23 protein-coding genes and 5 tRNA genes are annotated in these 18,126 nt (G+C 58.5%); 6 read left to right on the top strand and 22 right to left on the bottom strand.

Going from position 1 to position 18,126, the window contains the following annotated elements:
* Window positions 1-77: 77 nt before the first annotated feature.
* The 7 genes from ACTG1P_RS03385 to ACTG1P_RS03355 form a co-directional block, all read right to left on the bottom strand.
* Window positions 78-154 (bottom strand) — tRNA-Val (locus tag ACTG1P_RS03385).
* Between the two features lie 41 nt (window positions 155-195).
* A tRNA-Val gene (locus ACTG1P_RS03380) sits at window positions 196-272 on the bottom strand.
* 34 nt (window positions 273-306) lie between these two features.
* Window positions 307-383 (bottom strand) — tRNA-Val (locus ACTG1P_RS03375).
* Between the two features lie 18 nt (window positions 384-401).
* A tRNA-Val gene (locus ACTG1P_RS03370) sits at window positions 402-478 on the bottom strand.
* A 12-nt stretch (window positions 479-490) separates the two neighbouring features.
* Window positions 491-567: transfer RNA gene (locus tag ACTG1P_RS03365), tRNA-Val, on the bottom strand.
* Between the two features lie 159 nt (window positions 568-726).
* Window positions 727-2,106: an MATE family efflux transporter gene (locus ACTG1P_RS03360; RefSeq protein ID WP_047440645.1), complete on the bottom strand. Its 1,380-nt coding sequence runs from the start codon at window positions 2,104-2,106 to the stop codon at window positions 727-729.
* A 149-nt stretch (window positions 2,107-2,255) separates the two neighbouring features.
* Window positions 2,256-2,462, bottom strand: coding sequence for a YaeP family protein (locus ACTG1P_RS03355; RefSeq protein WP_113739999.1), 207 nt, complete (start codon window positions 2,460-2,462; stop codon window positions 2,256-2,258).
* Between the two features lie 132 nt (window positions 2,463-2,594).
* Here ACTG1P_RS03355 and ACTG1P_RS03350 point away from each other — a divergent pair, with 132 nt between their 5' ends.
* Window positions 2,595-3,212: a riboflavin synthase subunit alpha gene (locus ACTG1P_RS03350; RefSeq protein WP_440000479.1), complete on the top strand. Its 618-nt coding sequence runs from the start codon at window positions 2,595-2,597 to the stop codon at window positions 3,210-3,212.
* A gap of 142 nt (window positions 3,213-3,354) precedes the next feature.
* On the opposite strand, the gene ACTG1P_RS03345 is transcribed toward ACTG1P_RS03350, so the two are convergent.
* From ACTG1P_RS03345 to ACTG1P_RS03330, 4 genes are all read right to left on the bottom strand, one after another.
* Window positions 3,355-3,558, bottom strand: a complete 204-nt coding sequence (locus ACTG1P_RS03345; RefSeq protein ID WP_005336871.1) for a CPXCG motif-containing cysteine-rich protein — start codon at window positions 3,556-3,558, stop codon at window positions 3,355-3,357.
* Between the two features lie 271 nt (window positions 3,559-3,829).
* Window positions 3,830-4,489: a hexitol phosphatase HxpB gene (hxpB, locus tag ACTG1P_RS03340; protein WP_440000478.1), complete on the bottom strand. Its 660-nt coding sequence runs from the start codon at window positions 4,487-4,489 to the stop codon at window positions 3,830-3,832.
* A gap of 129 nt (window positions 4,490-4,618) precedes the next feature.
* A complete protein-coding gene (purT, locus tag ACTG1P_RS03335; protein ID WP_120414350.1) occupies window positions 4,619-5,797 on the bottom strand; it encodes a formate-dependent phosphoribosylglycinamide formyltransferase in 1,179 nt (392 codons plus the stop codon).
* An 84-nt stretch (window positions 5,798-5,881) separates the two neighbouring features.
* Window positions 5,882-6,724 carry a DMT family transporter gene (locus tag ACTG1P_RS03330; protein WP_429215573.1) on the bottom strand — a complete coding sequence of 281 codons (843 nt, stop codon included), beginning with the start codon at window positions 6,722-6,724 and terminating at the stop codon, window positions 5,882-5,884.
* Between the two features lie 274 nt (window positions 6,725-6,998).
* Between ACTG1P_RS03330 and ACTG1P_RS03325 the strand changes: the two genes are divergently transcribed.
* Window positions 6,999-7,586 (top strand): FMN-dependent NADH-azoreductase, encoded by a 588-nt coding sequence (locus ACTG1P_RS03325; RefSeq protein WP_440000477.1) that lies wholly within the window; start codon window positions 6,999-7,001, stop codon window positions 7,584-7,586.
* 198 nt (window positions 7,587-7,784) lie between these two features.
* Here the strand turns inward: ACTG1P_RS03325 and ACTG1P_RS03320 are convergent, their stop codons facing one another.
* The 4 genes from ACTG1P_RS03320 to ACTG1P_RS03305 form a co-directional block, all read right to left on the bottom strand.
* Window positions 7,785-7,964 carry a hypothetical protein gene (locus tag ACTG1P_RS03320; RefSeq protein ID WP_159143782.1) on the bottom strand — a complete coding sequence of 60 codons (180 nt, stop codon included), beginning with the start codon at window positions 7,962-7,964 and terminating at the stop codon, window positions 7,785-7,787.
* A 163-nt stretch (window positions 7,965-8,127) separates the two neighbouring features.
* Complete coding sequence (locus ACTG1P_RS03315; protein WP_019445848.1) at window positions 8,128-8,316, bottom strand: DUF4250 domain-containing protein; 189 nt, start codon at window positions 8,314-8,316, stop codon at window positions 8,128-8,130.
* A 2-nt stretch (window positions 8,317-8,318) separates the two neighbouring features.
* Window positions 8,319-8,783, bottom strand: coding sequence for a MarR family winged helix-turn-helix transcriptional regulator (locus ACTG1P_RS03310; protein WP_005336856.1), 465 nt, complete (start codon window positions 8,781-8,783; stop codon window positions 8,319-8,321).
* A 170-nt stretch (window positions 8,784-8,953) separates the two neighbouring features.
* The gene (locus ACTG1P_RS03305) at window positions 8,954-10,168 is read right to left on the bottom strand and encodes a UPF0149 family protein (RefSeq protein WP_440000476.1); all 1,215 of its coding nucleotides are present in this window, start codon (window positions 10,166-10,168) and stop codon (window positions 8,954-8,956) included.
* A gap of 231 nt (window positions 10,169-10,399) precedes the next feature.
* Between ACTG1P_RS03305 and ACTG1P_RS03300 the strand changes: the two genes are divergently transcribed.
* Both ACTG1P_RS03300 and ACTG1P_RS03295 read left to right on the top strand, forming a co-directional pair.
* Complete coding sequence (locus ACTG1P_RS03300; RefSeq protein WP_429215547.1) at window positions 10,400-11,260, top strand: CvfB family protein; 861 nt, start codon at window positions 10,400-10,402, stop codon at window positions 11,258-11,260.
* Between the two features lies 1 nt (window position 11,261).
* On the top strand, window positions 11,262-11,573 hold the full coding sequence (locus ACTG1P_RS03295) for a DUF1289 domain-containing protein (RefSeq protein ID WP_005360950.1): 312 nt from the start codon (window positions 11,262-11,264) through the stop codon (window positions 11,571-11,573).
* Window positions 11,574-11,627: 54 nt separating this feature from the next.
* Here ACTG1P_RS03295 and ACTG1P_RS03290 read toward each other — a convergent pair whose 3' ends face one another.
* Window positions 11,628-11,951, bottom strand: a complete 324-nt coding sequence (locus ACTG1P_RS03290; RefSeq protein WP_005336851.1) for an HI1450 family dsDNA-mimic protein — start codon at window positions 11,949-11,951, stop codon at window positions 11,628-11,630.
* Between the two features lie 147 nt (window positions 11,952-12,098).
* Here ACTG1P_RS03290 and ACTG1P_RS03285 point away from each other — a divergent pair, with 147 nt between their 5' ends.
* Window positions 12,099-12,227 (top strand): hypothetical protein, encoded by a 129-nt coding sequence (locus ACTG1P_RS03285; protein WP_019445852.1) that lies wholly within the window; start codon window positions 12,099-12,101, stop codon window positions 12,225-12,227.
* A gap of 3 nt (window positions 12,228-12,230) precedes the next feature.
* Here ACTG1P_RS03285 and mtgA read toward each other — a convergent pair whose 3' ends face one another.
* The 5 genes from mtgA to minC form a co-directional block, all read right to left on the bottom strand.
* A complete protein-coding gene (gene mtgA, locus ACTG1P_RS03280; RefSeq protein ID WP_219925435.1) occupies window positions 12,231-13,022 on the bottom strand; it encodes a monofunctional biosynthetic peptidoglycan transglycosylase in 792 nt (263 codons plus the stop codon).
* Window positions 13,007-13,333, bottom strand: a complete 327-nt coding sequence (locus tag ACTG1P_RS03275) for an HI1450 family dsDNA-mimic protein (protein WP_199258809.1) — start codon at window positions 13,331-13,333, stop codon at window positions 13,007-13,009. Before ACTG1P_RS03275 ends, mtgA begins: the two co-directional genes overlap by 16 nt.
* A gap of 196 nt (window positions 13,334-13,529) precedes the next feature.
* Entirely contained in the window at window positions 13,530-13,796 is a 267-nt protein-coding gene (minE, locus tag ACTG1P_RS03270) for a cell division topological specificity factor MinE (RefSeq protein ID WP_005336848.1), read from the bottom strand.
* A gap of 2 nt (window positions 13,797-13,798) precedes the next feature.
* Entirely contained in the window at window positions 13,799-14,611 is an 813-nt protein-coding gene (minD, locus tag ACTG1P_RS03265) for a septum site-determining protein MinD (RefSeq protein WP_005336847.1), read from the bottom strand.
* A gap of 18 nt (window positions 14,612-14,629) precedes the next feature.
* Window positions 14,630-15,349 carry a septum site-determining protein MinC gene (gene minC / locus ACTG1P_RS03260; protein WP_013723728.1) on the bottom strand — a complete coding sequence of 240 codons (720 nt, stop codon included), beginning with the start codon at window positions 15,347-15,349 and terminating at the stop codon, window positions 14,630-14,632.
* 107 nt (window positions 15,350-15,456) lie between these two features.
* Here minC and ACTG1P_RS03255 point away from each other — a divergent pair, with 107 nt between their 5' ends.
* Entirely contained in the window at window positions 15,457-15,735 is a 279-nt protein-coding gene (locus ACTG1P_RS03255) for a YcgL domain-containing protein (protein ID WP_005360946.1), read from the top strand.
* Between the two features lie 854 nt (window positions 15,736-16,589).
* Here ACTG1P_RS03255 and ACTG1P_RS03250 read toward each other — a convergent pair.
* On the bottom strand, window positions 16,590-17,960 hold the full coding sequence (locus ACTG1P_RS03250) for an L-serine ammonia-lyase (RefSeq protein WP_005336844.1): 1,371 nt from the start codon (window positions 17,958-17,960) through the stop codon (window positions 16,590-16,592).
* Between the last annotated feature and the right edge of the window lie 166 nt (window positions 17,961-18,126).

The following is an 18,126-nucleotide window of genomic DNA, read 5'->3' as shown; positions in this document are numbered from 1 at the left end:
GTGCTGAACGGATTGGCGGGGCAGTGGCTGCATGGCAGAATGCAAAAAGCCCGCTCGATGAGCGGGCTTTTTTAATCTGGTGCGTCCTAGTGGATTCGAACCACCGACCCCCACCATGTCAAGGTGATGCTCTAACCAGCTGAGCTAAGGACGCAGTGTGCGCAATGCGACTTTTGACTTCTTTATGCAGGAAAGTGGTGGGTTTAATTGGATTCGAACCAACGACCCCTACCATGTCAAGGTAGTGCTCTAACCAACTGAGCTATAAACCCACATCTGGAATATCTGCATTTCTTACAAACTGAATGGTGCGTCCTAGTGGATTCGAACCACCGACCCCCACCATGTCAAGGTGATGCTCTAACCAGCTGAGCTAAGGACGCATAATCAGTGTTCTGTAATGGTGCGTCCTAGTGGATTCGAACCACCGACCCCCACCATGTCAAGGTGGTGCTCTAACCAGCTGAGCTAAGGACGCATCACAGAAAAGTGGTGGGTTTAATTGGATTCGAACCAACGACCCCTACCATGTCAAGGTAGTGCTCTAACCAACTGAGCTATAAACCCACTTTCTCTTACTTCACTACGCCAGCGCTGCTGACGTGGTCGGCATACTACCCATGCCCCCCAAGGCTGTCAACAGGCCATATGCACAAAGGAGACTGTTTGCCCAGTTCTTGCGCAGCCTGTTGATTTTGCAGGCGAGTTGCCGCTTGCCAAGCCCTGTTACTGGGCCCGCGACAGGGTAGTGCAGGCTTCCGGAGTGGCAAAACGGCCGTAGATGTAGCGCAATCTCGCACCCAGCATCAGGGCCGCGCTGGTGAGGCCGACGATAAAACCGATCCAGAAACCCTGCGGCCCCATCCGCGGCACCAGCCAGTCGGTCAGACCCAGGATCATGCCGGTGGGCAGTCCCAGTCCCCAGTAGGCGACGATGGTGACGTAGAAGATCGCCTGGGTATCCTTGTAACCGCGCAGTGCGGCGGCCGCGACCACCTGCACCGAGTCGGAGATTTGATAGATGGCGGCGAAGAACAGCAAGATGGCCGCCAGGACAATCACCTGCTGATCATCGGTATAGATGGAGGCGATCTGCTCGCGCAGCAGCACCGTCATGGCGGCAGTGGCAGCGGCGATGGCCATTCCCAGCATCAAGCCGGTGCGGGCCGCCACCCGGGCGTGATGGGGTTGCCCTTCACCTATGCTGTGACCGACCCGGATGGTGACACCCACCCCGATGGAGAGGGGCAGCATAAAGACCAGGCTGGAGAAGTTCAGTGCAATCTGGTGGCTCGCCACCGTTTCAGCGCCGAAGGGGGCCAGCATCAGGGCCACCACGGTAAACAGGGTCACCTCGCAGAAGATGGCCATGGCGATGGGGAAGCCCAAGCGAAACAGTCGCCAGATCCGGCTGCCGTTGGGGCGAGCCAGCTGGGAGAAAAGCCGGATCTCGGTGAAGTGACGGGAGAGCTTCACATAGAGGATCATCGCCAGCAGCATGGCCCACAGCACAATGGCAGTAGCCACGCCACAGCCCACCCCGCCCAGTTTCGGCATGCCGAAGTGGCCGTGAATGAAGATGTAGTTGGCGGGAATATTGACCGCCAACCCGACAAAGCCGATCACCATGGTAGGCATGGTGTGGGAGAGACCCTCACTGAAGTTGCGCAGCACCTGGAACAGCACGAACGCGGGAAGACCCCACAGGATGGCATGCAGATAGCCCGTGGTCTTGGCAGCCATCACAGGTTCCACATCCATGAACTGCAACGCCAGCGGGCTGTAATAAAGCGCAATCATTGCCAGCGGGGTGACGATCAGTGCCAGCCAGAAGCCCTGATGAACGGCCGGGCGAATGGCTTCGCGTTTACGGGCACCATTGAGCTGGGAGACGATGGGGGTGAGCGCCATGATGATCCCCTGCACCAGCAGGATCACCGGTAGCCAGAAGCTGGACGCCACCGACACGGCAGCCAGATCGACCGCACTCACCTGACCCGCCATCACGGTATCGACGAAGTTCATGGCGACCTGGGCCACCTGGGCGACCAGAATGGGGCTGGCTAGACGGACGAGCTGCTTCGCCTCGGACCAATAACGTTGCACTGACACCTCCGAGTGGATCAGATAAGAGTAAAAAAGAGCGGAAATCGGGAAGAGCCTTTGCACTTTCGGACGAAAGTGCAAAGGGTGGGGGAGGCATTCTAGCCTGAAATTCAGCCAGGACGAAATAGTTGCCACCCCAGGGGGCAGGATCAGGCGTCTTCGTGATCGCTGATCAGCAGGTTGGCTGCCGCATAGGCGGCCTGTTCGCGCAGCTCGGCGGGGACACGCTCATCGGCGGCGACCGCGTTGAGGGCGCGGATAGTGGCGGCGATGGCCTTCGGCACATAGCCCTGCTCGCCGGAGCCAATCTGGTTATAGGCGATACGGATCGCTTCACAACATTGATATACCTGCATTTCTTTTTCCTTGTTTACCCGGATGTGAACGGCGTCACTATAGCGATCGGGCGCAAGCTTGTCAGCCTGTACCCTTGTCTCACCCTCTGCCCGAGGTTAACCTGCCCTTTTTGCAGTAGCAGGAGACGAGAGATGTTCACTGGCATAGTGCAGGGGACCGCCGAACTGGTGGCCATCGAAGAGCAACCCTACTTCCGTACCCATGTGATCCGTATGCCAAGCCCGGCGTGGGGGGAAGGGCTGGCCCTCGGCGCTTCGGTCGCCCACAACGGCTGCTGTTTGACCGTCACCCGGGTCGAGGGGGATCTGGTCAGCTTCGATTTGATGCAGGAGACCCTGCGCCTGACCAACCTAGGCTTGTTGCAGGTGGGGGACAAGGTCAATGTGGAGCGGGCCGCCCGCTTTGGCGACGAGATCGGCGGTCACGCCATGTCTGGCCATATCATCGGTATGGCGGAGGTTACCTCGGTGATCGACACCCCCAACAACCGTCAGGTGTGGTATCGTCTCGCTCCCGAGCTGATGAAATATGTGCTGACCAAGGGGTATATCGGCATCGATGGCATCAGCCTGACCATCGGTGAGGTGCGCGAGCGGGAGTTTTGCGTTCACTTGATTCCCGAGACCTTGGCCCGCACCAATCTGGGTTGGGTCAAGGCGGGCTGGCAGACCAATATCGAGATCGATCCCCAGACCCAGGCCATCGTCGATACGGTGGAGCGGGTGCTGGCTGCACGTGGGGGGCTCTGAAAGGAAACGGCTCGGTTTCAATCCCCTCATAAGCAAGGGCCTGCAGTGTGCAGGCCCTTGTGATTTACGTTGTGATCACATCTGTCGGGATTTGCGACTCTCAGTCAAAACATCTATCTGTTCTGCCCTTTGCGACTCGCAATCAAAACAGTTGCTCGTCATCCGCATCCACAAATAACTGCAAACAGTCGCGGGCTTCGTCGCGGTGGAGGCGCAGGTGGATCGGATTGCAACAGGCCATGCAATCTTCGTAAAACTCCTGATCACCCTGGCTGGCATCCAGCTCGACCCGGGTATGGTGGCCGCAGTGGGGGCAGACGATGCGCTTGCTGGTGTACTCGATCATGATAACCTCCTCGGGCCCTGAGGCCGCCTATCTACCCTGATTCTAGTCGGGCTGCAGGGGGTTAACCGCGAGCAAACGCACGTTTATGACAGAGATCAAGCCTGAGCGATGGCAAGGTGCAACCAGTTGGACTGGTCGTGTGCGAGAGGAACAATCTGGTTGTGAATGACGGGTGTAAAGAGGGGAATTGCCAACGGTTGTTTGGCAATCACAGGGGGCTGGAGCCCCCTGCGGATATGAGAACGCGAGCGCAGCAAGGCGCCGATAGGCGCTACTTGACCCAGCTGGCCAGCATCTCGCTATTGAGCTCGGCCAGTGAGCCGAGCTGGTAGTTGGCGATGGCAAGGCGTGGGTCACCCACTAAAGCCGGATCCGGCACGATCAGCGCTGTCATGGAGGCCGCCTTGGCCGCCAGCAGGCCGGTAAAGCTGTCTTCGATGGCCAGACAATGAACCGGCTCTACCCCCAGTTTCTCGGCGGCGTGGATATAGACATCCGGGTGCGGTTTGCCGAAACGCTCGATTTCAGCGGAGTGAACCGCCATAAAGCGATCGCGAATGCCGAGTTTGCCGAGCACAGCTTCTACCATCGCAAAGGGGGAGGAGGTGGCCAGACCCACTTTCAGCCCGCGGGCCTCGATAAGGTCAAGCGCCTCCAACACGCCGGCTTTGGCCTGACCTTCGGAGAGGATCAGGGCGTTGACCCGATCCAGAATGCGCTGTACCACCTCTTCCTGAGTCGGGCCGCTCCACGGGCGCAGGCGATACCAGTGGGCGACCAGCTGATCGATGCGCACGCCGATGGTCGACTCACAATCCTCGACGGTGTGGGGGTGACCCAGTTCGGAGAAAACGGCGATCTGGGCCCGTTGCCAAAAGGGTTCCGAGTCGATCAGAACACCATCCATATCGAAGATCACGGCAGCTAACATCTTGTACTCCTGACAAATTTGAAGAGGGGATTATAAGCCTGACGGGCAAATGCAAAAGGGGCATTGCCATGCCCCTTGCGCCCGATCACACCGGCAAACGTTTGTTTCGGTGCGACGAAAAAACAGCGTTTAGAAAATGACCTCGACGCTGGCGGCAACCGCCTTGGCCTGCTCGACCGCCTCGCGGCAATCTTCACCCCGGGCCAGCGCTACGCCGAGACGGCGGCGACCGGCGATTTCCGGCTTGCCAAATAGCCGCAGCTGGGCGCTCGGCACCAGCGCCAATGCCTCACCAATTCCCTGATAGCGGATATCCTGGCTGTGCCCTTCGCGCAGTACCACGGCAGAGGCACTCGGCCCGTACTGGGTGATGGTGCCGACCGGCAGCCCCAGAATGGCGCGTACGTGCAGGGCGAACTCGGAGAGATCCTGCGAGATCAGGGTCACCATGCCGGTATCGTGGGGGCGGGGGGAGACTTCGCTGAACCACACCTCATCCCCCTTGATGAAGAGTTCGACCCCGAACAGGCCGTAACCACTGAGGGCCTCGACCACCTTGGCGGCCACCTCTTTGGAGCGGGCCAGCGCCAGCTCGCTCATCACCTGCGGCTGCCAGGATTCGCGGTAGTCGCCATCTTCCTGACGGTGGCCGATCGGCTCGCAGAAGTGAATGCCATCGACGGCGCGTACCGTGAGCAGGGTGATTTCGTACTCGAAGGGAACGAAGCCCTCGACGATCACCTTGCCTCGACCGGCGCGGCCACCCTCCTGGGCGTAGGTCCAGCTCTCATCGAGCTTGGCGAGATCGCGCAGTACACTCTGCCCCTTGCCGGATGAACTCATCACAGGTTTAACCACGCAGGGCAGGCCGATGACCTCAACGGCGGCGACAAACTCCTCCTTGCTCTGGGCAAAGCGGTAGGGGGAGGTGGGCAGACCCAGGGTCTCGGCAGCGAGGCGGCGGATCCCTTCCCGGTTCATGGTGAGCTGGGTAGCGCGGGCGTTTGGCACTACCTTGACCCCTTCTTGCTCAAGGGCAGCAAGGGTATCGGTGGCAATCGCTTCAATCTCGGGGATGATGAGGTCGGGTTTGATCTCGGCGACCAGGGTACGCAGGGCGTTGCCATCGAGCATGTCCAGCACGTGGGCTGCGTGAGCCACCTGCATGGCGGGGGCGTTGGCATAGCGGTCGGCGGCGATCACTTCGATCCCGAAGCGTTGCAACTCGATGGCGACCTCCTTGCCAAGTTCGCCGGAGCCCAGCAGCAGGGCACGGGTGGCGCCGGGGCGGGTTGCGGTTCCAAACATACGATCTCTCCTGATGTCGATGGTCATTGTTGATGATCGCTATTACACAAATAGCGGACAAAAAAGAGGCACGCATGGCGTACCTCAGGAAAAGGGTTTGTGAGCGCGCTGCTCCAGATGGGTCAGCAAGGTAATGGCGCCAATGATGATGGCGGCGCCCAGCCACAGCCTACCGGGAGGCGCCCAGCCAAAGACCAGCCAGCCTGCCAGCACGTTCATCGGCAGCTTGGCAAAATCGAAAGTCTGCACGAAGGAGGCCTCCGCCACGCTGTAGGCGCGAGCGATGGACATGTGCGCGAGTGCCGACAGAATGCCCGCTGCCGCCAGCAGCAGCCATTGTGGCTCGGTGGGCCACTGCCACTCTGGCAGCGCCAGCATGGCGTTGAACGGGGTACTGAAAATAAGCAGGTAGACCACAATGGTGTGGGATGATTCGTTGGCCGCCTGATAGCGCACCATCAGGGAGTAACCTGCCCAGAACAACGCCGCCGCCACCGGCAGCAGGGAAGCCCAGTTGAACTCGTCAGTCCAGGGGGCGAGGATCAGCATGGCGCCGGCAAAGCCCGCCAGGGTGGCCAGAATGCGGGTGCGGCTCACCTGCTCCTTGAGCAGCAGGGCGGAGCCCAGGGTGGCAAACAGCGGCGAGGTCATCAGCAGGGCGATCCCCTGCCAGATAGGGACGGGGTACGCCAGTGCCCAGAGCCAGAGCTGGATGCCGATCACTGCCAGCAATACCCGCAACAGGTGTAACCGGAACTGATTGGTCATCAGGGATTGGCGCAAGCCATGGCGAACCAGCCAGGGCAGCAGGCAGATCAGGGCGATCAGGTATTGATGAAAAGCGACCTGAGTCGATGGGAGGCCAAGCTTGAAGCTGACATACTGGCTCAGGCTGTTGACGGCGGCGAAGCAGAGTCCTGCCACCATCATCCAGACTGCACCGGCCAGAGGAGAGTGCCTGCGCGAGGGTATCATGGGATCCGGGTCGCTGGAAAAAAGTGCGGCGGATCATAACGGCAATCGTTTGTTCTGCCAAGGGTTGAAGCGCGGCCGCAGGGTTGGCTGGCGAGGAAGTGGCCTTTCATCAAAAAATTTGAACAAGTTGAGCATCTATTTTCGCTATCAGCAAATAAGCACAATGTTTAGAGTGACCTCCATCGACAGCAACGCTGTGCAACCGACAACCAAATGGAGTTTCACCATGGCCAATATCCTCGTACTCAAATTCAGCATCCTGGGTCAATATTCCCAATCCAACGCCCTGATCGACGGCTTCCTGGCTGATCATCAGGATGATGCCGTCACCGTGCGTGATCTGGCTGCCCTCAACCTGCCGGTGCTGGATGGCGAGCTGGCCTCCGGCCTGCGCGGTGGTGACAACCTCAATGAGCGTCAGTTGGCGGTGATCGCCCAGTCCGACGAGCTGATCGCCGAACTCAAAGCAAGCGATCTGGTGGTGATTGCGGCCCCCATGTACAACTTCAACATCCCGACCCAGCTGAAAAACTGGATCGATCTGGTAGCTCGCGCTGGCGTCACCTTCCGCTATACCGAGACCGGTCCGGTCGGTATGGTTGAAAATACCCGTGCGTTGGTGATCAGCCCCCGCGGCGGCATGCACGTTGGCAGCGCCACCGATCTGGTCACCCCCTACATGCGTACCGTGCTGGGCTTCATCGGTATCAAAGAGGTGGATTTCATCTACGCCGAGGGGATGGGGATGGGCCCGGATGCCCAGAGCAAGGGGATGGAAGCGGCCAAAGCGCAGCTTGAGGCTCTGGCTATCTAAGGGCTCTCTCTATAAGGGCTCTTTATCCCGTCAGGGGTTATCTCTTCAAGGGGTTGCCCGCCAGATACCACAACGCAGCCATCAGGCTGCGTTTGTTTTTTGGCTTGGTGTGATTGCGACAGACGTTATTGCGACAAGACCGTAATGCTACAGAGAGTATCGCGGCAAGCGGTCGGTATAGACGTTCCGGCGGAGTCACTACTCCAGCATAAAGCGGCGACAACCACGCACCAGCAGCAATGCCACCGCGACCAGCAGGCCAAGCAAGAGGGTGGTCAGCCACTGTTCGGTACTTTGCGGCATGTGGGGCGTGAAGAGGCTGATCATCAACAGGGTACAGAGCGTGATCAACAGGCTCTGTCGGGTCATCAATATCATGGGGTCATCCTTGGTTTGCTCACCTGAAACGATTTTAATGCCCTCTTGTGACAGGGTGATGTATCCGTGCATCACCCTGTTGGGGCTCTTCAGACCATATCAGGTTTTTACCGCAGAGCCAGCGCCATCACTGGCGCTGTGATCCCGATCCCGCTAGCTCTCTTTATCTGAACTGTTTCTGCGCTGGCTGGTAGTGAAAATCGCCGCTGGCGAGCCGCGCTTCCAGTGCTGCCTGATCGATCTCCTGCGCCTTGCAGAGATCATCCAGATCGTCATAGCGATCACGCAGCTGCATATTGACGACGCTCAGCAGCATGTTGATGTCCATGGTGGCGAACTTTTTCAAATCCATGATTATTTCTCCCGATCCAGTGATTGCAGCTGCTCGATGGCGGCGCTGACGCTGTGCAGATGCTGGCGGATCGCCTCGCGGGATTCGCTCGGCAGATAGTCGGTCAGGGTATGTTGCCAGCTGCCAGCTTCACTCTTGAGCTGCAGGAAGAGGGCGAGCCCGGCATTGGTGAGGGAGACCAGGCTGATGCGTTTATCCTGCTCGCTGCTCTCGGTAAAGATGATCCCTTTTTCGACCAGACGGCGGATCTCACGGGAGATGCGCACCTTGTCCATGCCGCTCGCCTCGACCAGCTCTTTCTGACTGATGGGGTAGTTGGGGCCGAGCACCATCATCAGGCGCCACTGCGGCACGGTCAGCTGGTAACGCTGCTCATAAAACTGTTCGAAGGTATCCCGTAGCATCTCGGCGGCATGTACCAACTGATAGGGCGGGTAGTGAGCGAGTAACGCTATGATTTTTGACATATTACACCCTGCTGTGACGGCTGCATCAGATGCAGTTTCTTTTGATACTTTGACATTGATGATACGAAACTCAAGCTGATTTGTCTGACCCGGTTGCGATGAAATGTGCGGTGGCGCACGCCCTCAAGGAAAAACCGGGTCTGACCGACGGGATTTTAAGCCAACGTTGTTCAGCCTTTACGCAACCAGATGAGGGCATTCTGCTTGAGCCAGGCCTCGCGAGTGTGGATAGCGTAGAGCGCGGCCTCGTCGCGGCTGCCCGCTTGCCAGCTTTGTGGCTCCTGTTTGGGCAGCTTGCGCTGACCCAGCAAGCAGGCCGGAATGTGCGGATTGGCCTCGATGGCGACCAGCAGATGGGGCTTGGCTGCCTCGGCACCCTCGGTAGCAAAGACCATCAGTGCCTTGTTATAGAGCAACCAGCTGGAGGCTTCATCGAAGCGCACCAGCAGGGCGGCCAACGCCTGCCAATCCCCTTGCAGTGCATAGAGGGTGGAGAGGTTGTAGCGGCAACCCAGCTCATCGGCCATGCAAATTGTCAGCAGCGCCAGATACTCCGCTTTGGCCTCGCCCAGCTTGCCAAGGCGCAGCAGGCAGTCGGCGCGGCCGGCTCTGGCGGCCAGCAGGGGGCGCAGCTCGGGGGCACTCCAGCCGTGGCCGGCGATTTGCTGCCAGAAGGCTTCATTAAAGAGCGGAGTGGCATCGGCGATGATCTTCTCGAACCAGCCGAGGCGGTCCTGATGATCGCGGCAGCTGTCGGCCAGCTCGAACCAGGTCTGCCACTGTTGGGCCTGCTCGCCATTGAGGGCCACATCAGCGCTGGGGGCGGCCTGATACTGGTCGAGGTTGAGCAACTGGTTGAGGGCGGTTTTCATGTTCTGGCGCTGTCGTTTGCAGAACTCGACAAAGGGGAGTTCGCTGGCGGCGGCGCTATAGAGCATCTGGGCCATCTGCTTGTCGCGAAACAGGCTCAGCTCGGCGGCCAGACTGAAGCGGTACTGGGTGGTCGGGTCGTTCAAATCCTTCGGCTTGGGCCAGGTGGCAAAACCCATGCTGAAGCCATAACACCATTGACCGAGGGAGTGGCTCTGTTCGAACACCTGCTCGGGGTTATCGCTGGGCAGGCGGCATTGGCTCGGCAGGGCCAGCTGGGCGTCGTCGGCTTGGGATTCCAGCTCGGCGATCAGGTGGTTGAGGGCTTCTGCGCTTTTTTCATCCAACTCGGCATCCTGTTCCAGCAGACCAGCCAGCGGGTGTTGCCAGTCAGGGCTTTCCGGCCCCACCAGACGAGCACAGAGAAAACCGTGCAGGGCCGGGTAGGTCATGTCCTGATCGCTGTGGCTCTGGATCCATTGATTAAGATGGCGGGTACGAGTGGATGGGTTCATCGACAGTTCCTCTGGATTTGAACAGCCGCGAAGTCTACCTAAAAGTGGGGTTATTTGCAGCAAATGGCCGCCTGTTTGGCGATTTAATCACCATTGGCGGATAAGATAAGGGCGAAAGGGCGGCCAGTGGTGGCTTGGGGACTAGGCCGGATCACCGCTCTTGAGGTAACATGCGCGCCCATAGGGGCCATGATCAATTGGCCCATCCGGGTAATGAGAAAAGAGAGCACCATGATACAGATTGGCAAGATGAACACCCTCACCATTGTTGAACTCGAAGACCGTGGCGCCTGGCTTGCGGCCGATGAGTACGGTGAACTGCTGCTGCCCAAGCGTCAACTGCCGGAAGGGGTGAAAGAGGGGGATAGCGTGCAGGTCTTCCTCTATCTGGATGCCGATTGCGAACCGGTGATCACCACTGACAAGCCATTTGCCATGGTGGACGAATTTGCCGGTCTGAAAGTGGTCAATGCCAACAAGATTGGTGCTTTCCTCGACTGGGGCATGAAAAAGGATCTGTTTGTGCCCAGCCGCGAGCAGAACAAGCCGATGCAGGTGGGCCACGTTTATCTGGTGCGTCTGCAACTGGATAACGAAGGGCGCATGGTCGGCACCAGCCGCATCGAGCGTTTCCTGACCCCGGCCGGCAGCAACTTCAAGGTCGGTGACGAAGTGACCGCGCTGCCGGGGGAGCACTCGCCCCTTGGCATCAAGGTGATCGTCAACGGTCAGTATCCCGGCATGCTGTTCAAGAACGAAGTGTTTGGCCGGGTGATGACCGGTCGGCCGCAAACCGCTTGGGTCAAGCAGGTGCGCGAAGATGGCAAGCTCGATCTGACCCTGCAAAAGCCGGGTCTGGCGCGGGTTGATGATGCCGGTGAACGCATTCTGAGCCGGATGAAAAAGCAGGGCGGCAGTCTGGCGGTGGGTGACAAGAGCGAACCCGAGCTCATCTACAAGCTGTTCAGCATGAGCAAGGGCACCTTCAAGAAGGCGATCGGCGGCCTCTACAAGCAGGGCAAGATTGTCATCGAAGATAACGCCATCACTCTGGTGGCCACAGAGAACGACTCGGCCGTGGATAGCGAATAAGATGCCGAGCCCCTGTGTTGGCCTCTGCAAGGCAAAAGATGGGCTTTGCCTTGGTTGTGGCCGCACCCTGACCGAGATCGGCCACTGGTCGGCGATGGATAGCAAGGCCCAGCTGGCGGTGATGGCCGAGCTGAATGGCTCGAAAAGTACTCACCGTTGCCCGGGTTGTGGCGAACCGGCCTATTGCGCCGTCTCTGCCGGTCAGACCATTGCGCAGTGCTGGTGCAGTCAGTTGCCGGTACTGCCGATGCAGGAGGCCAGCGCTTGCTGGTGCCGCCGCTGTCTGGCCAAGGCCATCGCGGCGCAGGATTAGCAGACACTGAATTAAGTGAAAATAGAAACAAGAAAGGCGCCGATGGCGCCTTTTTTATGCCTGCTGCTGGCGATGCCAGCGCACATGCACTTGATCTTCAGTCAGTAGACGGGGCAGCAGGAAGGTGGCGAAGATCACCTCAAACTCATCCTGATGATCCAGCAAACCGACCCACACTTCGACCCAGCGCTCCATATCGACCGGCTCACCCAGCTCGGTCGACCAGTCGGCATTGGGCAGAGTCGCCTCCACGGCGCCACGCTGCTCAAACTCCAGGGTGATGTCGACTATTTGTTCGGGGGCCAGCATATCGGCGGCCTGCTCAAGAAACTGATCATAGGCCCATTCGACCAGCTGATCCGGGGTACGCTGTTCCATGAAATCACTCCAGATACATCGAGGTTCGCTACTGTAACAATTATTGGTTGTGGCGGCCAGACCAGTGCGCCGGGCGTGGCTGGCCTGTCCAAGTTGCCGTTGGGGGAGTATGGTTAAGGCGCAGGTCATCTGGCAGGGAGTGAGGGGATGAAGCAGCGGGGACGGCGGCAACAGATCAAGCGACGGCGCGAGGCCTGGTGGTGGCACTATCTGCCACTTCACCGCGAGACGGTGGGCGGCCATCTGGGCCCACCGGAGAAACCCGATGAGCCCTGAGGATCAGTCGGCCTGATGCACCCGATTGAGGGTGATCTGGCCCAGTTGTCCCATCTGGCGGCGGATCCAGACCGAGCGCTTCTGCACATAGGGTGAAGGGGGCTTGACCCGATAACGCCACGGATTGGGCAGGGCAGCAGCCAGCAGGGATGACTCGTAGCGGGTCAAGCGGCTGGCCGGTTTGCCAAAGTAGGTACGGGCCGCGGCTTCGGCGCCATAGATGCCGGGGCCGAACTCCACGATATTGAGATAGACCTCGAGAATGCGGGCCTTGTCCCAACCCAGCTCCATCAGCAGGGTAAACCAGGCCTCCAGCCCCTTGCGCAGGAAGCTGCGATCACTCCACATAAAGAGGTTCTTGGCGGTCTGCTGGCTGAGGGTGCTGGCGCCGCGCACCCGCTCGCTGTGCTGGTTGTGCTTGAGGGCCGCGTTGATGGCATCCATGTCAAAGCCATTGTGCTCGGCAAAGCGCTGATCCTCGGCGGCGATCACCGCCAGTTGCAGCTCCCTGGAGATGGACTCCAGATCTACCCATTCATGGCGTACCTGGGGGATCTTGGCGGGCGGAAAGAGGGCCCGCTCGATACGCCAGCTCCACATCGGCGGATCGATAAAACGCAGCAAGGCGACCGAGCCGACCGAGCAGAGCAGCCCGGCCAGCGCGATCTTGCCTGCCCATCTCAACACCCGGCGCCCAAGGGATGCAGACGGGCGCACGGGAGCCACGGCATCAGGGTCAGACTCCCACTGATAGTGGCTGGGATCATCGGGATCCGGAATTATTGGGGCAGCCATTCGATGTGGCAGAACTTCTCGTCAACACGGCGGGAGAGCAGCATGCGGGCAAACAGATGCTCATACTCTTGTTCTTCATTGCCAAGGCCAACCCAGATCTCGGCATAGTCGGTGTCGCTCACCGCAAAACCCACGTCCGCTTCCCAGTCATCGGCCGGGTCGGTTTCGGCCAGCAGGCCGCGGTCGTTGAACTCCTGATTGAAACGGGCGATCTCCTGCTCCGACAGGTTGTCAGAGGCCAGCTCCATAAAGAGTTCAAGGGCGGTATCGAGCAGTTCCTCGACGCTGTGCATTTCGTCATTCATAGACATAAGCGGTCTGTTCCAGAAAAGAGAAAAAGGTGCCGCGCAGATCACTGCCTGCGGGGCGGCGCTATTCTAGCGGTCGGCAGACCCCTTGGCGAGATGAGGCGAGCCGCTGTGACCTGTTTTTGTGCCAATAAAAAACCGGATCCAGTGACAGGATCCGGTCTTCATTGGGGGAAGGGGTCACGCATAGGGCGTCAGCTCATCCCTTCTTGTCATCGGCGAAGGTGATGTTGAGCTCCAGTACCGACAGCTCATCACTCTTCTGATCCAGTTGGACGGTTATCTTCTCCGGATCAATGTTGACGTATTTGCGGATCACATCGAGGATGTCCTGCTTGAGCTGGGGCAGGTAATCCGGCCCCCCTCTGGATGAACGCTCGTGAGCAACAATGATCTGCAACCGCTCTTTGGCCAGTTGTGCGGTGTTCTGTTTCTTGTTGGAACGAAAATAATCCAATAATGACATGTTTAACTCCCGAACAGTCGGCTAAAGAAGCCCTTCTTCTCTTCTTCCAGAAAACGAAATTCCTTGGCATCGCCCAGCAGGCGGGACACCGCATCTTCGTAGGCCTGACCGGCATCGGACTCCTTGTCCAGAATAACCGGTTCGCCGGAGTTGGAGGCGCGCAGCACCGCCTGGGACTCCGGGATCACCCCGAGCAGCGGGATGGCCAGGATCTCCTGCACATCCTGCACGCTCAACATGTCGCCGCGGTTGACGCGGGTCGGGCAGTAGCGGGTCAGCAGCAGGTGCTCCTTGATGGGGTCTTCGCCACGCTCGGCGCGACGGGACTTGGAGGCCAGGATGCCAAGGATGCGGTCGGAGTCACGCACGGAAGAGACTTCCGGGTTGGTGGTGACGATCGCTTCATCGGCAAAATAGAGCGCCATCAGCGCGCCCGCCTCGATCCCCGCCGGGGAGTCGCAGACGATGTAATCGAACTTCATCTCCGCCAGTTGATCCAGGATCTTCTCGACCCCCTCACGGGTGAGGGCATCTTTGTCCCGGGTCTGGGAGGCGGGCAGGATAAACAGATTTTCCGAGCGTTTGTCCTTGATCAGCGCCTGATTGAGGTTTGCTTCCCCATTGATGACGTTGACGAAGTCATACACCACGCGCCGCTCGCAGCCCATGATGAGATCCAGGTTTCTCAGACCGATGTCAAAGTCAATGACCACTGTCTTGTGACCACGCTGGGCTAAGCCGGTGCTCAGGGCCGCACTGGTTGTGGTCTTGCCAACGCCACCTTTACCCGATGTAACGACTATGATTCGCGCCATTCTCGCTTCCTTGTAACTCTATTTGATACGGTCTATTCGGAGTTGTTCATTGTCCAGCCGGACGTGTACCGGTTGCTGGATCAGGCCTGCCGGCAATGCATCGCTCAGCTGGAATGTGCCCGCGATGGAGAGCAGCTCGGCCTGTAATTGCTGGCAATAGATCCGGGCCTGGGTATTGCCCCGGGCACCGGCAATGGCTCTGCCACGCAAGGTGCCATAAATATGAATGCTGTCGTCGGCGAGCACTTCAGCTCCCGGACTGACGGACCCCAGCACCACCAGCGAGGTGCCGGCGGCGTAAATTTGCTGGCCGGAACGAACCGGTCCCACATGTACCTTGCTCGGGATCAAGGGGGCGGGTTCGGGCTCGGGAACCACCTCAGGGGCGGCTGGCGCGGGGGCAGGCTCGGGTTCCGGTTCGCTCTTGCGACTCTTGCCCGAGGCCATCACGGCCAGTCCCACCGCCTTGGCGGCTGTCTTCATCTCTTCACTGCGCGCCCCCGTGATGCCGACCAGCACAAATTCTTCGGACTCCACCAGCTCCTTGAGCTGTTCGAAATCGGGAATATGTTCCAGTCGGGAAACATTGATCACCAGCGGCGCACAATTAAAAAAGTAGGGTGCCTGGGCCACTTTTTCGGCCAACAACTGACGTATCCGCTCAGGCTCGCCATCGCTGATATGCAACACAGAAATAGTGAAGGTGGTCCCTTTCAATTCGTTATCGCGCTCAACCATGAATCTTCCCCGAGGCAGAGATGCTAATCCGTTATTGTTATTCAATTCCTGATGTTATAGTTTGCCCCCATCAGAGGCAATAAACTCGTCGGATTATATCAATTTCCATGTTGTGTGCAGTCTATAAAAGTCGCAAAAAAGCCGAGACCTACCTTTTTGTTGAAAAAAGAGAGGATTTCTCCCGCGTTCCCGAGCCACTGCTGAGCGCATTCGGGCGTCCCGAGCTGGTGTTGATGACCAAGCTGGATCCGGCCAAGCCCTTGGGACTGGCTGATGTCGGCAAGGTGATGGCCGCGCTGACCAACCAGGGGTTCTACCTACAGGTGCCGCCGCCTCCCGAGAATTTGCTGGAGCAGCACAAGGCTAGCCTGAAAAAACCATCCTGAATATCCAGCCCCGTTGTGTGTTCTGCCCAGCGGGGCTAATTCTTCGTGACTCTGCATGACGCATTCCGGCCCCGGAGAGGTTGCCTGCGATAATCCCGTGACAGGATCTGGCCAAATTAAACCCTCCCTTTGGTGATATTCACTTTTCGCTGTTTAAATAGAAAGTCAATCTACTCCCAACACCATATCCTCAACCTTTGCTGGCGCTCACAAAAATAGCGAGTGGCGCGCTCTCATATCCTCCATTTCAACGGCTATTGGCTCATTCATCGATTATTTTCAGCCTCTTCCTTGGGCACTTTTTTGGCCCCCACTGCGCGATGAGTTATCCATCAAATGGGGCGTAAAGAGGGCGGTGCTAACTGTGCTAAAACCAGTTTGCGCGATGCGCTGTGGCCAAAATGATGAGCTAACCCCCTGTTTGTGTGCTTGGTTGTTTGCCCTGATCACGAAAGTGCCGCATAGGAGGCAATCAATGTGGCGGCGTGATAATCCGCAGGGTGAGCGGTAACCGCGTTTTGCCAAACAAGGGTATGACCAAAGGGGGGATATTGAGCTGAGGGGACATCTCGATATCGATTAGTTGTGAAACCGTGACAGGGGCAAGATAGCGGGTAAATGTTACTGGCAGGGGCAGAACGTCGCTTCCAATCCACTGAGACGAGTTAATCAAGTTATCTCATCAGAGAGGCATTCAGAAAAAGCAATCCGCATTGCGGTGGCGTAGCAGGGTATATCAGCGACGCCCAACAGTGAAATGGTCGGTATGCCGGTATAAGTGCTCAGCATCCCATTCGGGCAATAAAAAAGGCGGGATATCCCGCCTTTGTTCAGATGAGGGTCGTAACCCTTATTTATTCGCAGGCAACCTGCATCACCTTGATGGCCAGACCGCCACGGGAGGTTTCACGGTACTTGGAGTCCATGTCCTTGCCGGTGATATACATGGTCTCGATCACCTTGTCCAGGGAGACGCGCGGCTTGGAGGTTCGACGCAGGGCCATACGGGAGGCGTTGACGGCCTTCATGGCTGCGATGGCGTTACGCTCGATGCAAGGCACCTGTACCTGACCGGCAACCGGATCACAGGTCAGACCCAGGTTGTGCTCCATGCCGATCTCGGCAGCTTCGCAGACGTGCTCCGGGCTACCGCCCATCAGCTCGGTCAGACCGGCAGCGGCCATGGAGCAGGAGACACCCACTTCACCCTGACAGCCCACTTCGGCGCCGGAGATGGAGGCGTTCATCTTGTAGAGGATGCCGACGGCACCGGCAGCCAGATAGAAACGGGTGTACTCGTCACGGCCAACCGGCTGGATGAACTTGTCGTAGTAAGCCAGTACGGCCGGGATGATACCGGCAGCGCCGTTGGTCGGGGCAGTGACCACGCGGCCACCGGCAGCGTTCTCTTCACTCACGGCCAGAGCGAACATGTTGACCCAGTCAACGATGTTCATCGGGTCGCTCGAGAGGTTCTCGTTGGTGTTGAGCTGACGGTAGAGCGGTGCGGCACGACGGGGTACGCGCAGCGGGCCGGAGAGCACGCCTTCGGTACGGCAGCCGCGCTCGATACCTTCGCGCATGGTGTTCCAGATCTTGCCGAACTTCTTGTAGATCTCTTCCGGGGTGTTGAAGCACTTCTCGTTTTCCATCATCAGGGCAGAGATGGAGAGACCGGTCTGGCTGCAGTGGGCAACCAGCTCGGCGGCGCTCTTGAACGGATAGCGTACGGACATGTCGCCGCTGTCAGCCTTGCCGAAGTTCTCTTCGTCAACGATGAAACCGCCACCGATGGAGTAGTAGGTCTTGCTATAGACCACTTCATCTTCGATCAGCGCAGTCAGTTTCATGCCGTTCTCGTGCAGCGGCAGGGCTTCGTCGTGGAATACCATGGCATCGCGCGGGAAGCTGACGGTGTGGCAGTGCAGGCCGATCGGCAGGCGCTCGGTCTGCTCAACACGGGAGATAAACTCGGGGATGGCATCGATATCGACATTTTCCGGCAGGTTACCAGCCAGGCCCATGATGATGGCAGTGTCGGTATGGTGGCCTTTGCCAGTCCAGGAGAGGGAGCCGTAAACATCGACATTGATCCGGGTTACATCGCGGATCTTGCCGCCCGCGCGCAGCTCGTCAACAAACTGTTTGGCCGCTTTCATCGGGCCAACAGTGTGGGAAGAAGAGGGGCCTACACCGATTTTGAAGATATCAAAAACGCTGATCATGTCACTATTACCTCAGGGTAGAAGGGGGCGGCATGCCCACTCACAGAAATTTGGGAGATCCATGGAACGCGCTGGTTTGCGCAGGTCACTGAACCAGATAACCGTAGTGTAACGGCTCGCGACCTAAAAAAAGTTGAAATAGATCTATTTTTGTTGAGTTTGAGGC

This window comes from Aeromonas sp. 11P, from assembly GCF_051920165.1.
GTDB classification, from domain to species: Bacteria; Pseudomonadota; Gammaproteobacteria; order Enterobacterales; family Aeromonadaceae; genus Aeromonas; species Aeromonas veronii.
Note: the sequence above shows the minus strand (reverse complement) of the source record. Positions and strands in the feature narration are given on the sequence as shown.

Coding starts and splice junctions, on each gene's coding strand:
- ACTG1P_RS03310 (WP_005336856.1), bottom strand. CDS start 8,783: ATGTCAAAAATCATAGCGTTACTCGCTCACTACCCGCCCTATCAGTTG.
- ACTG1P_RS03315 (WP_019445848.1), bottom strand. CDS start 8,316: ATGGATTTGAAAAAGTTCGCCACCATGGACATCAACATGCTGCTGAGC.
- ACTG1P_RS03290 (WP_005336851.1), bottom strand. CDS start 11,951: ATGGAACAGCGTACCCCGGATCAGCTGGTCGAATGGGCCTATGATCAG.
- ACTG1P_RS03275 (WP_199258809.1), bottom strand. CDS start 13,333: ATGTCTATGAATGACGAAATGCACAGCGTCGAGGAACTGCTCGATACC.
- ACTG1P_RS03345 (WP_005336871.1), bottom strand. CDS start 3,558: ATGATCGAGTACACCAGCAAGCGCATCGTCTGCCCCCACTGCGGCCAC.
- ACTG1P_RS03355 (WP_113739999.1), bottom strand. CDS start 2,462: ATGCAGGTATATCAATGTTGTGAAGCGATCCGTATCGCCTATAACCAG.
- ACTG1P_RS03285 (WP_019445852.1), top strand. CDS start 12,099: ATGAAGCAGCGGGGACGGCGGCAACAGATCAAGCGACGGCGCGAGGCC.
- ACTG1P_RS03250 (WP_005336844.1), bottom strand. CDS start 17,960: ATGATCAGCGTTTTTGATATCTTCAAAATCGGTGTAGGCCCCTCTTCT.
- minE (WP_005336848.1), bottom strand. CDS start 13,796: ATGTCATTATTGGATTATTTTCGTTCCAACAAGAAACAGAACACCGCA.
- ACTG1P_RS03330 (WP_429215573.1), bottom strand. CDS start 6,724: ATGGTGGCAGGACTCTGCTTCGCCGCCGTCAACAGCCTGAGCCAGTAT.
- hxpB (WP_440000478.1), bottom strand. CDS start 4,489: ATGTTAGCTGCCGTGATCTTCGATATGGATGGTGTTCTGATCGACTCG.
- ACTG1P_RS03350 (WP_440000479.1), top strand. CDS start 2,595: ATGTTCACTGGCATAGTGCAGGGGACCGCCGAACTGGTGGCCATCGAA.
- minC (WP_013723728.1), bottom strand. CDS start 15,349: ATGGTTGAGCGCGATAACGAATTGAAAGGGACCACCTTCACTATTTCT.
- ACTG1P_RS03325 (WP_440000477.1), top strand. CDS start 6,999: ATGGCCAATATCCTCGTACTCAAATTCAGCATCCTGGGTCAATATTCC.
- minD (WP_005336847.1), bottom strand. CDS start 14,611: ATGGCGCGAATCATAGTCGTTACATCGGGTAAAGGTGGCGTTGGCAAG.
- mtgA (WP_219925435.1), bottom strand. CDS start 13,022: ATGGCTGCCCCAATAATTCCGGATCCCGATGATCCCAGCCACTATCAG.
- ACTG1P_RS03300 (WP_429215547.1), top strand. CDS start 10,400: ATGATACAGATTGGCAAGATGAACACCCTCACCATTGTTGAACTCGAA.
- purT (WP_120414350.1), bottom strand. CDS start 5,797: ATGTTTGGAACCGCAACCCGCCCCGGCGCCACCCGTGCCCTGCTGCTG.
- ACTG1P_RS03255 (WP_005360946.1), top strand. CDS start 15,457: ATGTTGTGTGCAGTCTATAAAAGTCGCAAAAAAGCCGAGACCTACCTT.
- ACTG1P_RS03295 (WP_005360950.1), top strand. CDS start 11,262: ATGCCGAGCCCCTGTGTTGGCCTCTGCAAGGCAAAAGATGGGCTTTGC.
- ACTG1P_RS03320 (WP_159143782.1), bottom strand. CDS start 7,964: ATGATATTGATGACCCGACAGAGCCTGTTGATCACGCTCTGTACCCTG.
- ACTG1P_RS03305 (WP_440000476.1), bottom strand. CDS start 10,168: ATGAACCCATCCACTCGTACCCGCCATCTTAATCAATGGATCCAGAGC.